Raw genomic sequence first — 14,537 nt, 5'->3', positions numbered from 1 at the left:
AGTCTGTTTTACAGCGGTTGAATGACCGCGATGTGTGCGATACGCACAACCTAAATTACTGCTTCTTCCAAGATTGGTCGCGCTGCGAAGCGACGCGACAACCCTCTTTGCCTGATGACCATAGCGAGTCGGTCCCACCCCTTCCCATCCCGAACAGGACCGTGAAACGACTCTACGCCGATGATAGTGCGGATTCCCGTGTGAAAGTAGGTAATCGTCAGGCTCCCTAAGCCAGAAACCCCCGCCTAACCGGCGGGGGTTTTTGCATTTCCGGCACCGAAAATATCTCCGTCGACCGCGCGGCATTGCCGCCTATCGTTTCGCGTTCGGCGAAACCGCCCCGCACGCACGAATCACGAGCCGCACGACCTGCTCGGTCTTCTCCGCGAACGCCTTCTGCGTCAGCGCGCGCTTGCCGCTCAGCGCGCGGATCTGCGCATCGAAGTCCGCGTAGTGCTGGGTCGTCGCCCAGATCAGATACATCAGCGCCTGCGCGTCGATCGGCGCGAGCAGCCCGCGCGCGATCCAGTCGTCGATCACCTTCACGCGCGTATCGAACCACGGCTTGACGCGCTGCGCCAGGATGTCCTGCATGTGTTCCGCGCCGTGGATGATCTCGTTCGCCCACACCTTCGAGCCCAACGGCCGCCGGCGCGACAGCTCCATCTTCGCTCGCACGTAGCCGCCGATCGCTTCGACCGGATCGTCGCTGTTCTCGAACGTGTTGGCCGCCCGATGCCAGTCCTCGAACAGGTCTTCCAGCACCCGGCGGTACAGCGCCAGCTTCGTCGGGAAGTAGTAATGCAGGTTGGCCTTCGGCAGGCCCGCGCGTTCGGCGATCATCGCCGTGCTCGCGCCTTCGAGCCCGCGCTCCGCGAACACGGCTTCGGCGCACGCAAGCAGATGCGCTTCATTCGACTCCCGGATGTGCGCCTTGCGCCGCCGCAAAGGCGTGGGCGTTGCGTCGCTTTCCATCGCTTCGGTTACGGCTTCGTCACGTTTCATCGTTGGCCTCGCACGGCGCGGATGCCGCGTTGCGCTTCATTCTAGCCGCTCGTCCACGGGCTGGCACGCACCCGGATCGCGTTGCGCATCACGCGATGCTGCGACGCAGTGGCACGCTTCTCGCTACAAGTCTTCACGCAAGAAAGACATTGATTTGCCAATGGGATTCGCCTAAAACCTGTCCAATCGGACAGGATTGGACGAGCGGCGGAGGACCCGGGCGAATCGCCCGGTCACTCGCCGGCAGTGAACCGGAAACGTGCACCTTGCGCGTGCGGCCATGCCCCGGAACAGGCCGCGCATGCACCGGCAGCGACTGAACCGACAGCATGACTGATCAGAGGAGCGACGCGAATGAACGCGGTATCCGAAGCAGCGAAGCGAGCGGTACTCGACCCGTCGATCAAGGTCGACGGCAAGCGTTTGTGGGACAGCCTGATGCAGATGGCGAAGATCGGCGCCACGCCGAAAGGTGGCGTCTGCCGTCTCGCCCTCACCGATCTGGACAAGGCCGGCCGCGACCTGATCGTCAGCTGGGCGAAAGCCGCCGGCTGCACGGTGACGGTCGACCAGATGGGAAACGTGTTCATGCGCCGCGAGGGCCGCGTGCCGGGCGCGCCGCCCGTCGTCACCGGGTCGCACGCGGATTCGCAGCCGACAGGCGGCCGGTTCGACGGCATCTACGGCGTGCTGGGCGGGCTCGAAGTGATTCGCAGTCTTGATGACCACGGGATCGAGACCGAGCATCCGGTCGAAGTCGTGATCTGGACCAACGAGGAAGGCTCGCGCTTCGCGCCCGCGATGGTCGCGTCGGGCGTGTTCGCCGGCGTGTTCTCGCTCGACTACGGCCTGTCGCGCAAGGACGTCGACGGCAAGACGATCGGCGACGAGCTCGCGCGCATCGGCTATGCGGGCGACGTGCCGTGCGGCGGGCGTCCGCTGCACGCGGCGTTTGAGCTGCATATCGAACAGGGGCCGATTCTCGAAGCCGAACAGAAGACGATCGGCGTCGTCACCGACGCGCAGGGGCAGCGCTGGTATGAAATCACGCTGACGGGACAGGAGGCGCATGCCGGCCCGACGCCGATGCCGCGTCGCCGCGATGCGCTGCTGGGCGCATCGCGCGTCGTCGATCTCGTCAACCGGATCGGGCTCGATCACGCGCCGTTCGCGTGCGCGACGGTCGGCATGATGCAGGTCTTTCCGAATTCGCGGAACGTGATCCCCGGGCGCGTGTTCTTCACCGTCGACTTCCGGCATCCGGACGACGCCGTGCTTGCGCAGATGGACGCCGCGCTGCGCGACGGCGTCGCCCGCATCGCGGGCGGCATCGGTCTCGGCACGCAGCTCGAACAGATCTTCTACTACAAGCCCGTTGCATTCGATGCCGACTGCGTGGGGGCCGTGCGCGCCGCGGCCGATCGCTTCGGCTATTCGCATCGCGACATCGTGTCGGGCGCGGGCCACGACGCGTGCTATCTCGCACAGGTCGCGCCGACGTCGATGGTGTTCGTGCCGTGCGTCGACGGCATCAGCCACAACGAGATCGAGGACGCGACGCCCGAATGGATCGAGGCGGGCGCGAACGTGCTGCTGCACGCGATGCTGTCGCGCGCGTGCGAACCCGCTTCATGACGACGCAGCCCTAGCCGGCATGTCCGTTATCGACTGACCGCATCGCCCATAAAACCGCCGTCCCGGCTGCGCATTCGCGCAGCCGGCAGGCACGGCTATGTCCTCACTTTGACGAAGGAACGTGTATGGCCACCCAGCAAACCGGCGATATCGCCGCGCACCGCCTGTCGTCCACGCAACTCTCGTGCGAATTCGCCGACATCGCGCCGCTGCTCGATCCGACCGCCGCGGCCGCGGCGGCAAGCCGCTGTCACTACTGCTACGACGCACCGTGCGTGCACGCATGCCCGACGCAGATCGACATCCCCGGCTTCATCCGCAAGATTGGCAACGGCAACCTGAAAGGCGCGGCGACGGACATCCTGTCCGCGAACCCGCTCGGCGGAATGTGCGCACGCGTGTGTCCGACCGAGATCCTGTGCGAAGGCGCATGCGTGCGCAATCACCAGGACGCGCAGCCCGTCGCGATCGGCGCGCTGCAGCGGCACGCGACCGACTGGGCGATGGCATCGGGCGCCGTAGCGTTCCGGCGCGCGCCCGACACGGGGCGTCACGTCGCGGTGGTCGGCGCGGGGCCGGCCGGGCTTGCGTGCGCGCATCGGCTCGCGCTCGCGGGGCACCGCGTCACGCTCTTCGATGCGCACGCGAAGGCGGGCGGGCTCAACGAATACGGCATCGCGGCCTACAAGACCGTCGACGATTTTGCGCAGCGCGAGGTCGACTGGCTGCTGTCGATCGGCGGCATCGAGCTGAAGACGGGCGTCGCGCTCGGACGCGACGTGACGCTCGACGCGCTGCGCCAGCAGCACGATGCCGTGTTTCTCGCGATCGGCCTCGGTGGCGTGCGCGCGCTGGCGCTCGCCGGCGAGGACCTGGCCGGCGTGATGAATGCAGTCGATTTCATCGAGCAGGTGCGGCAGGCCGATGCGCTCGAGAACGTGCCGGTCGGGCGTCGCGTGGTCGTGATCGGCGGCGGCAATACGGCGGTCGATGCGGCGGTGCAGAGCCGCAAGCTCGGCGCAGCCGGCGTCACGATGGTCTATCGCCGCGGCGTCGAAGCGATGAGCGCGACCTGGGCGGAACGCGAGTTCGCGCAGAAGAGCGGCGTCACGCTCGTCACGCACGCGAAGCCGGTGCGCCTGCGCGGCGTCGACGGGCAGGTGACGGGCGTGGAGTTCGAGGCGGCGTCGGGCGAGCACTTCACGATCGACGCGGACATGGTGCTGAAGGCGATCGGCCAGACCCTCGTGCCGGTCGGCATCGAGCGCGAACTGCTGACGCTCGACGGCAGCCGGATCGCGGTCGACGCGGACGGGCGGACCACCTTGCCGGATGTCTGGGCGGGCGGCGATTGCGCGGCCACGGGCGGCGTCGACCTGACGGTCCAGGCCGTGCAGGACGGCAAGCACGCGGCGGCGTCGATCGACGCCGCCCTCGTGCAGCGCGACGCGCAGGCGGCCTGAGCCGGCAGCACGTACACGCCGAGCACCCGACCGATCACGACAACGACCCCACCCTCACGGAGCCGAACATGGCCGACCTTCGCTGCACCATCGCGGGCATCACTTCGCCGAATCCCTTCTGGCTCGCGTCCGCGCCGCCGACCGACAAAGCCTACAACGTGAACCGCGCGTTCGAAGCGGGCTGGGGCGGCGTCGTCTGGAAGACGCTCGGGCTCGATCCGCATGTCGTCAACGTCAGCTCGCGCTACGGCGCGGTGCAGTGGAACGGCCAGCGCATCGCGGGGCTGAACAACATCGAGCTGATCACCGACCGCCCGCTCGACGTGAACCTGCGCGAGATCGCCCAGGTGAAGCGCGACTGGCCGGACCGGGCGCTGATCGTGTCGCTGATGGTGCCGTGCAACGAGCGCGACTGGAAATGGATCCTGCCGCTCGTCGAGGATACGGGCGCCGATGCGGTCGAACTCAACTTCGGCTGCCCGCACGGGATGAGCGAACGCGGGATGGGCGCGGCCGTCGGGCAGGTGCCGGAGTACGTCGAGATGGTCACGCGCTGGGTCAAGGAAGGCACGAAGCTGCCGTGCCTCGTGAAGCTGACGCCGAACATCAGCGACATCCGGATGGGCTCGCGCGCCGCGTACAAAGGCGGTGCGGACGGCGTGTCGCTGATCAACACGATCAATTCGATCGTCGCGGTGGATCTCGACCAGATGGCGCCGATCCCGACGGTCGACGGCAAGGGCACGCACGGCGGCTACTGCGGGCCGGCGGTCAAGCCGATTGCGCTGAACATGGTCGCCGAAATCGCGCGCGATCCGCACACGCCGAACCTGCCGATCTCCGGCATCGGCGGCATTTCGACGTGGCGCGACGCGGCCGAGTTCATCGTGCTCGGCGCGGGCAGCGTGCAGGTGTGCACGGCCGCGATGCATTACGGCTTCCGGATCGTGTCGGATCTCGTGGACGGCCTGTCGAACTGGATGGACGAGAAAGGCTACGCGACGCTCGACGACGTGCGCGGACGCGCGGTGCCGAACGTCACCGACTGGCAATACCTGAACCTGAACTACGACATCAAGGCGCGCATCGACCAGGATCGCTGCATCCAGTGCGGGCTGTGCCATATCGCGTGCGAGGACACGTCGCACCAGGCGATCACGCGCGCGAAGGACGGCGTGCGCCACTTCGAGGTGATCGACGCGGAATGCGTCGGGTGCAATTTATGCATGCATGTCTGCCCGGTCGAGCAGTGCATCACGATGGAGCGCGTCGATGCGGGCGGCTATGCGAACTGGACCACGCATCCGAACAATCCGGCGCGCGTCGACGCAGGCGCGAGCGCGGCGGAGCCCGCGAAACACGCGAAGGCTGCCTGACCGGCGTGCGGCGTCCGGTACCGGTCCGGGCGCCGTTTCCGATCCTTCCGGTCCGGCGTCGCGCGCCACGCGGCGCGGGCGTGGTTGATTCCGTGGAGCGTTTTCGATGAAGCTGACAGCGAACCCCGCCGATCCCGACGGCGCAGCCGCGCACGGCGGCAGTCTCTACAACGACGACCTTGCGCCGACGACGGCCGCGCAGCGCACGTGGAAGTGGTATCACTTCGCGGCGCTGTGGGTCGGGATGGTGATGAACATCGCGTCGTACATGCTCGCGGCCGGCCTGACCGAGGAGGGCATGTCGCCGTGGCAGGCGGTGCTGACCGTGCTGCTCGGCAACCTGATCGTGCTCGTGCCGATGCTGCTGATCGGCCACGCGGGTGCGAAGCACGGCATCCCGTACGCGGTGCTGGTGCGCTCGTCGTTCGGCACGCAGGGCGCGAAACTGCCGGCGCTGCTGCGCGCGATCGTCGCGTGCGGCTGGTACGGCATCCAGACCTGGCTCGGCGGCAGCGCGATCTACACGCTGCTGAACATCCTGACCGGCAATGCGTTGCACGGCGCGGCGTTGCCGGTCCTCGGCATTTCCGTCGGGCAGCTCGCGTGCTTCCTGGCGTTCTGGGCGCTGCAGCTCTACTTCATCCTGCACGGCACCGATTCGATCCGCTGGCTCGAAAGCTGGTCGGCGCCGATCAAGGTCGTGATGTGCGTCGCGCTCGTCTGGTGGGCGACGTCGAAGGCGGGCGGATTCGGCTCGATGCTGTCGGCGCCGTCGCAGTTCGCGGCCGGCGGCAGGAAGGCCGGGCTGTTCTGGGCGACGTTCTGGCCGGGCCTGACCGCGATGGTCGGCTTCTGGGCGACGCTCGCGCTCAACATCCCGGATTTCACGCGCTTCGCGCATTCGCAGCGCGACCAGGTGATCGGGCAGTCGATCGGGCTGCCGGTGCCGATGGCGCTGCTGTCGGTCGTGTCGGTGGTCGTGACGTCGGCGACCGTGGTGATCTACGGCAAGGCGATCTGGGATCCGATCGACCTGACGAGCCGGATGACGGGCATCGGCGTCGGCATCGCGCTCGTGATCCTCACGCTCGACACGATGTGCTGCAACCTCGCCGCGAATCTCGTCGGTCCTGCCTACGATTTCTCCAGCCTGTGGCCGAAACGGATCTCGTATCGCACGGGCGGCCTGATCACCGCGACGATCGCGATCGTGATGATGCCGTGGAAGATCCTCGCGACGACCGACGGCTACATCTTCACGTGGCTGGTCGGCTATTCGGCGCTGCTCGGGCCGGTCGCGGGCATCCTGATGGTCGACTACTTCCTGATTCGCGGCACGCAGCTCGATACGCGCGCGCTGTTCGACGAGAACGGCCGCTTCAGCTACGCGCGCGGCTGGAACCCCGCGGCGCTCGCCGCACTGGCGGTCGGCGTGCTGCCGAACCTGCCGGGGTTCCTGCATACGGCGTTTCCCGCATCGTTTCCGAACGTGCCGGCGTTCTTCAACATGCTCTACACCTATGCCTGGTTCGTCGGCCTCGTGCTGGCGTCGGCCGTGTATGGAACGTGGATGAAATGGCGCGCCGGGCAAAGCGCGCAGGTGGCGAGCGCCTGAACGGCACCGACATTGTCAGTCAACGAGGAGGCAGCAACATGGCAACCCTGATTCGCGGCGGCACCGTCGTCGATGCGGACCGCACGCATCGCGCGGACATCCTGTGCGCCGACCCGCAGGACGGCGGCACGATCCTGCAGATCGCGGAGCGGATCGACGCGCCGGCCGGCGCATCGATCGTCGACGCGCACGACCAGTACGTGATGCCGGGCGGCATCGATCCGCATACGCACATGGAGCTGCCGTTCATGGGCACGACGGCGAGCGACGATTTCTTCACCGGCACCGCCGCGGGGCTCGCGGGCGGGACGACGAGCATCATCGATTTCGTGATCCCGAGCCCGAGGCAGCCGCTGATGGATGCGTTCCGCGAATGGCGCGGCTGGGCGGAGAAGGCGGCGGCCGACTACGGCTTCCACGTCGCGGTGACGTGGTGGGACGAAACCGTGCACCGCGACATGGGCACGCTCGTGCACGATCACGGCGTGTCGAGCTTCAAGCATTTCATGGCGTACAAGAACGCGATCATGGCCGACGACGAGATTCTCGTGAACAGCTTCTCGCGTTCGCTCGAACTCGGCGCGCTGCCGACCGTGCATGCGGAAAACGGCGAACTCGTGTTCCGCCTGCAGCAGGCGCTGCTCGCGCGCGGGATGACCGGGCCGGAAGCGCATCCGCTGTCGCGCCCGCCGGAAGTGGAGGGCGAGGCCGCGAACCGCGCGATCCGCATCGCGCAGGTGCTCGGCGTGCCGGTCTACATCGTCCACGTATCGTCGAAGGACGCGGTGGACGCGATCGCGCGCGCGCGCATCGACGGCCTGCGGGTGTTCGGCGAAGTGCTGCCGGGCCATCTCGTGATCGACGAAGCCGTCTATCGCGATCCGGACTGGACGCGCGCGGCGGCCCACGTGATGAGCCCGCCGTTCCGCTCGGCCGTGCATCGCGAGGCTTTGTGGCGCGGGCTGCAATCCGGGCAGCTGCATACGACGGCGACCGATCACTGCGTGTTCTGCGCGTCGCAGAAGGCGATGGGCCGCGACGACTTCACGAAGATCCCGAACGGCTGCGGCGGCGTCGAGGACCGGATGTCGGTGCTGTGGCATCACGGCGTCAATCACGGGCGCATCACGCCGAACGAATTCGTGCGGATCACGTCGACGAACGCCGCGCAGATCTTCAATCTGTACCCGCGCAAGGGGGCGGTGCAGGTTGGGGCGGACGCCGATCTGGTCGTGTGGGATCCCGCCGCGACAAAGACGATCTCGGTCAACACGCATCATCAGAAGGTCGACTTCAATGTGTTCGAAGGGATGACGGTGCAGGGCGTCGCGACGCATACGCTGACGCGCGGCGCGCTGGCGTGGGCGGACGGCGAGCTGCGCGCGGTGCGCGGCGCCGGGCGCTATCTGAAGCGGCCGCCGACCGCGGCCTACTACGACGCGGCGCGGCTCGCGAACCGGCTCAGGGAGCCGCATCCCGTCGAGCGAGACGGCTGAGCCTTGCGCGCGGCTTCGTCGCCGTGCGTCGCCGCCGGGCCGGAACCGGGTCGCGGTCCCGGCGGCGAGCACGGCGGCGGCCGGATGCCGCGCGCGCCGCAACCTGTCCGAACGGTCAATATATGGCACGGGTTGTGCTTGATCCTTCCTGCTTCATCCGCAGGACACGCCTGAAGCTGACTGATTGGTCAACATCGATGCGCGTGCGCACCTGAAGCAGGCGGCGCGCTCGAATGTGGGGCAACCGGGACGCGGGGCGAGACATGCTCGACGAGACGCGCGTCGAGCCTTCGACAACAACAATACGGACGCAGGATCAGGCGCATGTGCATAGAAGAACTGAACAACGAGTCAAGAGGCGAAAGGCATTCGAAATACCCGGCGGCACGCATCGGCCTCGCGCTGCTGACCCTGGCGGCCGGCATGCTGGCCGCGACGCCGGCGCGGGCCGAGTCGCCGCCGGCCGGACCGCTGCTCGCCGAGAGCGGCGCGGTCGTGCCGAACCCGCCGCCGCCGCCTGCGCCGTCGCCGTATCTGTCGACGTGGTTTCACCAGAGCCTCGGCGTGATCGGGTCGAAGAACATCCGTTTCGGGCCGCACCGGACCAACGACGTGTACCTGGAATACGAGTACTTCGGCAGGAAGGGCCCGTTCGACCTGTACGGCTACGTGGACGTGCCGCGCGTGTTCGGCGTCGGCAACGGCTACGACACCGGCATCACGAACAAGGGGTCGCCGCTCTTCAGCGAACAGGAGCCGCGCGTGTCGATCGACGACCTCGTCGGCCGCCGCCTCGGCTTCGGTCCGTTCAAGGAGTGGTATGTGGCGTTCGACTGGATCTACGACCAGGGGCACAACACGGCGGGACGCCAGAACACGCTGTATGCGGGCTTCGGTACCGACATCGACACGCATACGAAGCTGCTGTTGTCCGCGAACCTGTACGTGCGCCGGCAGTGGGAAAACTACGGCGCCGCCAACCAGAACTCGTGGGACGGCTACCGCGCGCAGATGAAGTACATCTACCCGATCGGCACGTTCAACGGCGGCAACCTCACCTACGTCGGCTTCTTCAACTACGACTTCGGCTCGAAGCTGCGCGAGCAGTCGGGCGGCGACGCACGCACCGACACCGCGTTCGTCGCGACGAACGTGCTGATCTATTCGTTCAAGCACTGGCGGTTCTGGACCGCGGCCCGCTACTTTCATAACGGCGGCCAGTGGAACGGCACGGAGCTGAACTTCGGCGACGGGCCGTTCCAGAACCGCTCGACCGGCTGGGGCTATTACGCGAGCGTCGGCTACCAGTTCTGACGCCCGACGCCATCGCAGCAACCAAAGAACCACTCACGCGAGGATTTCCATGCTCAAGAAGGGATTGCTTCAACTGCTTGCCGTGCTGGCACTGGCAGGCACGTTCGCGGCCGGCGCGCATGCGGCACGCGACGGCGCGCGGCGGCCGCGTCCGGTCAAGGTGCTGATCGTCACGATGTTCGGGCCGGAAGGCAACGCGTGGCTCGATCGTCTCGGGCCGCTGCAGCGGATCGCGGTGCCGGGCCTGTCGCCCGACTATCCGGCCGTGAGCTGCACGCGCGACGACGTGTGCGTGCTGACGACCGGGATGGGCCACGCGAACGCGGCGGCCTCGATGGCCGCGCTGGTCTACTCGCGCCGGTTCGACCTGCGCCGGACCTACTTCCTCGTCACCGGCATCGCCGGCATCGATCCCGCGCAGGGCACGCTCGGCTCGGCGGCGTGGGCCCGCTACCTGGTCGACTTCGGCATCCAGTGGGAACTGGATGCGCGCGAGATCCCGGCCGGCTGGAAGTCGGGCTATCTCGGCATCAACACGAAGAGCGAGAGCGACAAGCCGCCGCTCGACTACCGCACCGAAGTCTTCCAGCTGAACGAGGCGCTGCTGCAGAAGGCGCTCGCGCTGTCGCGCGGCGTGACGCTGCACGACAGCAAGGAGGCGGCCGCCTATCGCGCGAAGTATCCCGATGCGCCGGCCAACCAGCGCCCGACGGTGATCCAGTGCGACACGCTGGCGGGCGACACGTGGTTCTCCGGCACGAAGCTCGGCGAGCGCGCCAGCGCGTGGACGCGCCTGCTGACCGACGGCAAGGGGGTGTACTGCACGACGCAGCAGGAAGACAATGCGACGTTCGAAGTGATCAGGCGCGCGGCGGCGGCGGGCCTTGCCGATCCGCAGCGCGTGGCCGTGCTGCGCTCGGGCTCGGATTTCGACCGTCCGCCGCCCGGCGGCTCGGACGTCGACAACCTGCTCGACTATCAGAACCAGGGCGGGTTCGTGCCGGCGCTCGACAATCTCTATCTCGCCGGTTCGCCGCTCGTCAACGCGATCGTGAAGGATTGGGCACACTGGCAGCACGGCGTACCGGCCGAGTGACGGCGGCCATGCGCGTCGCACCGGCTCGCGCCGGATGCGGCGCGTTCATTTGACGGGCTCGCTTCCGGCGAGCGCGTTCCAACAACGAGAGAGGGGGCACCACGTGGATATTCTGCGCAGTCTGTCGGGCATGCTGTTCCTGCTGTTGATCGCCTATCTGCTGTCGAACAACCGGCGCGCGGTGCGCGGCCGCACGATGATCGCCGCGCTGCTCACGCAGCTCGCGATCGGCGCGCTCGTGCTGTTCGTGCCGGCGGGCCGCGCGGCGCTCGCGACGGCCGCCAACGGCGTCAACCGCGTGCTCGACATGGGCAACCACGGCATCGCGTTCGTGTTCGGCGGGCTGGTCGACAACCGGATGTTCCAGCTGTTCGGCGACGGCGGCTTCGTGTTCGGGCTGCGCGTGCTGCCGATGATCATCTTCGTGACCGCGCTGATCGCGGTGCTGTACTACATCGGCGTGATGAAATGGATCGTCGCGATCCTCGGCTCGGCGCTCGCGAAGCTGCTCGGCGTGAGCCGGATCGAAGCGTGCTCGGCCGTCGCGACGATCTTCCTCGGGCAGAGCGAGATGCCGGCGCTCGTGAAGCCGTTCGTGAAGCAGATGACGAGCGCGGAGATCTTCACGGTGATGGCGAGCGGCATGGCGTCGATTGCGGGCTCCGTGCTGGTCGGCTATGCTGGCCTCGGCGTGAAGATGGAGTACCTGCTCGCCGCGTCGTTCATGGCCGTGCCGGGCGGGCTGCTGTTCGGCAAGCTGCTGTTCCCGACCGTCGAGCCGAGCCGCATCGTCGTCGAGGGGCTCGATTTCGACGACAAGCGCGCGGCCAACGTGATCGAGGCGGCCGCGTCCGGCGCGTCCGTGGGCTTGAGGATCGCGATCAACGTCGGCGCGATGCTGATCGCGTTCGTGGGGCTGATCGCGCTGATGAACCTGATCGTGAGCGGCGCGGCGGCGCTGGCCGGTTTCCCGCACGTCACGCTGCCGGGCCTGCTCGGCCGCGTGTTCGCGCCGCTCGCGTGGATGATCGGCGTACCGTGGCATGATGCGGTGCTGGCCGGCAACTTCATCGGCGAGAAGCTGATCTTCAACGAGTTCGTCGCGTACGGCGACCTGTCGCCGTACCTGAAGAACGGTGCGCAGGGGCTCGATCCGAAGACGATCGCGATCGTGTCGTTCGCGCTGTGCGGCTTCGCGAACTTCTCGTCGATCGCGATCCTCGCGGGCGGCTTCAGCGCGGTCGCGCCGGAACGCCGCTCGGAGGTGGCCCGGCACGGCCTGCGCGCGCTGACGGCCGCGACGCTGTCGAACCTGATGAGCGCCGCGATCGCCGGCCTGTTCTTTTCCCTGCATTGAGCGAGATTTGCCCGCATGAAGGCTTCCCCCATCGATTCCGTGTCACGCAACCTGCTGGCCGAAGCGGCGCTCAGGGCGCTGCATCTCGTCGATCTGACGTCGCTGAACGACGACGACACCGACGCCCGGATCGACGCGCTGGCCGCGTCGGCCGACACGCCGGTCGGCACGCCTGCGGCGCTGTGCGTGTATCCGCGCTTCGTTGCGACCGCGCGCGCCGCGCTGGCGGCGCGCGGCCTGGCGCTGCCGATCGCGACCGTGACGAACTTCCCGTCCGGTGACCTGCCGCCCGACGCTGCGGCGCGCGAAACCGCCGATGCGGCCGCGCTCGGCGCGGACGAGATCGACGTCGTCTTTCCGTATCGCGCGCTGCTCGCGGGCGACGCGCAAATCGGCCGCGAGCTGGTCGCGCAATGCCGCGCGGCCGCGGCCGGCAAGTGCCTGAAGGTGATCGTCGAATCGGGCGAGCTGCGCGAGCCGGCGCTGATCCGGCAGGCGAGCGAGATCGCGATCGAGGCCGGCGCGGACTTCATCAAGACGTCGACGGGAAAGGTGCCCGTCAACGCGACGCTCGACGCGGCCGCGATCATGCTCGGCACGATCCGCGAGTCCGGGCGCGCGGTGGGCTTCAAGGCGGCGGGCGGCGTGCGCACCGCTGATGAGGCGGCCGCCTATCTCACACTGGCCGAACAGGTGTTCGGGCCGGGCTGGGCGACGCCCGCGACGTTCCGCTTCGGCGCGTCGAGCCTGCTCGCGAATCTGCTTGCCGTGCTCGGGCACGCGCCCGGCGCGGTCCGGCCATCTTCCTATTGAGGGTATCGACGATGTTTCTGCCGCAGGAATTCATTCGCAAGAAGCGCGACCGCCAGCCGCTCGGCCGCGATGAGATCGCCGCGTTCGTGCGCGGCGTGACCGACGGGAGCGTTACCGAAGGCCAGGTGGCGGCCTTTGCGATGGCCGTGTATTTCAACGACCTGAGCGTCGACGAGCGCGTCGCGCTGACGCTCGCGCAGCGCGATTCGGGCGAGGTGCTCGACTGGCGCGGGCTCGACCTGGGCGGGCCCGTGATCGACAAGCATTCGACCGGCGGCGTCGGCGACGTCGTGTCGCTGATGCTCGGCCCGATGGTCGCCGCGTGCGGCGGCTTCGTGCCGATGATTTCCGGGCGCGGGCTCGGCCATACCGGCGGCACGCTCGACAAGCTGAGTGCGATTCCCGGCTACGACGTCACGCCGGACACGCAGGCGTTTCGCCGCACGGTGCGCGACGTCGGCGTCGCGATCATCGGCCAGACCGCGCAGCTCGCGCCGGCGGACAAGCGGATCTACGCGACTCGCGACATCACCGCGACCGTCGAATCGGTCGCGATGATCACCGCGTCGATCCTGTCGAAGAAGCTCGCGGCGGGGCTCGACGGCCTCGTGATGGACGTGAAGGTCGGCTCCGGCGCGTTCATGCCGACCGACGAGAAATCGGTCGAGCTGGCGCGCAGCATCGTCGACGTCGGCAACGGCGCGGGGATGAAGACGACCGCGATCCTCACCGACATGAACCAGTCGCTCGCGCCGTGCGCGGGCAATGCGATCGAGGTCGCGTGCGCGATCGACTACCTGACCGGCAAGTCGCGGCCGGCGCGTCTGCATGAGGTCACGATGGCGCTGTCGGCGCAGTTGCTCGTCACCGGCGGGCTGGCTGGAGATGCCGCGCGCGCGCACGCGATGCTGCAGCAGGCGCTGGATTCGGGCGCGGCCGCGGAGCGCTTCGCGAAGATGATCGCGATGCTGGGCGGCCCGGCGGACCTGATCGACGCGCCCGCGCGTCATCTCGCGCGGGCCGCCGTGACCGTGCCGGTGCCGGCGCCCGCGAGCGGCGTCGTGCAGCGGGTCGATTGCCGCGCGCTCGGGCTGGTGGTCGTCGCGCTCGGCGGCGGCCGCACGCGCGCGGAAGACGCGATCGATTACGGCGTCGGGCTGTCGGCGCTGGCGGAGCTCGGGCAGCGCGTGGCGGCCGGCGAGCCGCTCGGCTTCGTGCATGCGCGCGACGCGGACGCCGCCGCGCGCGCGGTCGCCGAGATCCAGCGCATCTATACGGTGGGCGAAGCGGTCGAGGCGCTGCCGCCGACGATTCATCGGTGGGTCGATTGATCGCCGGCGCCGATTCTTCCAATCTTCGAACCTGAG

The 14,537-nt window shown here is 68.1% G+C and carries 11 protein-coding genes and 1 rRNA gene; 11 read left to right on the top strand and 1 reads right to left on the bottom strand.

Annotated elements, in window-relative coordinates; translation table 11 throughout:
- Positions 1-110 precede the first annotated feature (110 nt).
- Positions 111-223, top strand: a 5S ribosomal RNA gene (gene rrf, locus ACFIMZ_RS37545).
- Positions 224-312: 89 nt separating this feature from the next.
- On the opposite strand, the gene ACFIMZ_RS37540 is transcribed toward rrf, so the two are convergent.
- Complete coding sequence (locus ACFIMZ_RS37540) at positions 313-1,005, bottom strand: TetR/AcrR family transcriptional regulator (protein WP_431825736.1); 693 nt, start codon at positions 1,003-1,005, stop codon at positions 313-315.
- Positions 1,006-1,359: 354 nt separating this feature from the next.
- Between ACFIMZ_RS37540 and ACFIMZ_RS37535 the strand changes: the two genes are divergently transcribed.
- From ACFIMZ_RS37535 to deoA, 10 genes are all read left to right on the top strand, one after another.
- Positions 1,360-2,640: a Zn-dependent hydrolase gene (locus ACFIMZ_RS37535; protein WP_431825735.1), complete on the top strand. Its 1,281-nt coding sequence runs from the start codon at positions 1,360-1,362 to the stop codon at positions 2,638-2,640.
- A gap of 125 nt (positions 2,641-2,765) precedes the next feature.
- Positions 2,766-4,103 (top strand): NAD(P)-dependent oxidoreductase, encoded by a 1,338-nt coding sequence (locus ACFIMZ_RS37530; protein WP_431825734.1) that lies wholly within the window; start codon positions 2,766-2,768, stop codon positions 4,101-4,103.
- 68 nt (positions 4,104-4,171) lie between these two features.
- Positions 4,172-5,479: an NAD-dependent dihydropyrimidine dehydrogenase subunit PreA gene (preA, locus tag ACFIMZ_RS37525; RefSeq protein WP_431825733.1), complete on the top strand. Its 1,308-nt coding sequence runs from the start codon at positions 4,172-4,174 to the stop codon at positions 5,477-5,479.
- 106 nt (positions 5,480-5,585) lie between these two features.
- Complete coding sequence (locus ACFIMZ_RS37520; protein ID WP_431825732.1) at positions 5,586-7,094, top strand: NCS1 family nucleobase:cation symporter-1; 1,509 nt, start codon at positions 5,586-5,588, stop codon at positions 7,092-7,094.
- A gap of 38 nt (positions 7,095-7,132) precedes the next feature.
- Complete coding sequence (gene hydA, locus ACFIMZ_RS37515) at positions 7,133-8,590, top strand: dihydropyrimidinase (RefSeq protein ID WP_431825731.1); 1,458 nt, start codon at positions 7,133-7,135, stop codon at positions 8,588-8,590.
- Between the two features lie 324 nt (positions 8,591-8,914).
- The gene (locus ACFIMZ_RS37510) at positions 8,915-9,904 is read left to right on the top strand and encodes a nucleoside-specific channel-forming protein Tsx (RefSeq protein ID WP_431825730.1); all 990 of its coding nucleotides are present in this window, start codon (positions 8,915-8,917) and stop codon (positions 9,902-9,904) included.
- 49 nt (positions 9,905-9,953) lie between these two features.
- On the top strand, positions 9,954-11,000 hold the full coding sequence (locus ACFIMZ_RS37505) for a purine-nucleoside phosphorylase (protein ID WP_431825729.1): 1,047 nt from the start codon (positions 9,954-9,956) through the stop codon (positions 10,998-11,000).
- A 103-nt stretch (positions 11,001-11,103) separates the two neighbouring features.
- On the top strand, positions 11,104-12,357 hold the full coding sequence (locus tag ACFIMZ_RS37500) for a NupC/NupG family nucleoside CNT transporter (protein WP_431825728.1): 1,254 nt from the start codon (positions 11,104-11,106) through the stop codon (positions 12,355-12,357).
- 15 nt (positions 12,358-12,372) lie between these two features.
- The gene (gene deoC, locus ACFIMZ_RS37495; protein ID WP_431825727.1) at positions 12,373-13,170 is read left to right on the top strand and encodes a deoxyribose-phosphate aldolase; all 798 of its coding nucleotides are present in this window, start codon (positions 12,373-12,375) and stop codon (positions 13,168-13,170) included.
- Between the two features lie 11 nt (positions 13,171-13,181).
- On the top strand, positions 13,182-14,501 hold the full coding sequence (gene deoA, locus ACFIMZ_RS37490; protein ID WP_431825726.1) for a thymidine phosphorylase: 1,320 nt from the start codon (positions 13,182-13,184) through the stop codon (positions 14,499-14,501).
- Positions 14,502-14,537 lie beyond the last annotated feature (36 nt).

The sequence above is a fragment of the Burkholderia sp. F1 genome (assembly GCF_050813845.1).
GTDB lineage: Bacteria > Pseudomonadota > Gammaproteobacteria > Burkholderiales > Burkholderiaceae > Burkholderia > Burkholderia ubonensis.
This window is presented reverse-complemented; position numbering and strand designations above follow the sequence as displayed.

Excerpts from the sequence above, each read along its gene's own strand:
- ACFIMZ_RS37530 (WP_431825734.1), top strand. The coding sequence starts at position 2,766 with ATGGCCACCCAGCAAACCGGCGATATCGCCGCGCACCGCCTGTCGTCC.
- ACFIMZ_RS37505 (WP_431825729.1), top strand. The coding sequence starts at position 9,954 with ATGCTCAAGAAGGGATTGCTTCAACTGCTTGCCGTGCTGGCACTGGCA.
- ACFIMZ_RS37535 (WP_431825735.1), top strand. The coding sequence starts at position 1,360 with ATGAACGCGGTATCCGAAGCAGCGAAGCGAGCGGTACTCGACCCGTCG.
- deoA (WP_431825726.1), top strand. The coding sequence starts at position 13,182 with ATGTTTCTGCCGCAGGAATTCATTCGCAAGAAGCGCGACCGCCAGCCG.
- ACFIMZ_RS37510 (WP_431825730.1), top strand. The coding sequence starts at position 8,915 with ATGTGCATAGAAGAACTGAACAACGAGTCAAGAGGCGAAAGGCATTCG.
- ACFIMZ_RS37520 (WP_431825732.1), top strand. The coding sequence starts at position 5,586 with ATGAAGCTGACAGCGAACCCCGCCGATCCCGACGGCGCAGCCGCGCAC.
- hydA (WP_431825731.1), top strand. The coding sequence starts at position 7,133 with ATGGCAACCCTGATTCGCGGCGGCACCGTCGTCGATGCGGACCGCACG.
- ACFIMZ_RS37540 (WP_431825736.1), bottom strand. The coding sequence starts at position 1,005 with ATGAAACGTGACGAAGCCGTAACCGAAGCGATGGAAAGCGACGCAACG.
- preA (WP_431825733.1), top strand. The coding sequence starts at position 4,172 with ATGGCCGACCTTCGCTGCACCATCGCGGGCATCACTTCGCCGAATCCC.
- deoC (WP_431825727.1), top strand. The coding sequence starts at position 12,373 with ATGAAGGCTTCCCCCATCGATTCCGTGTCACGCAACCTGCTGGCCGAA.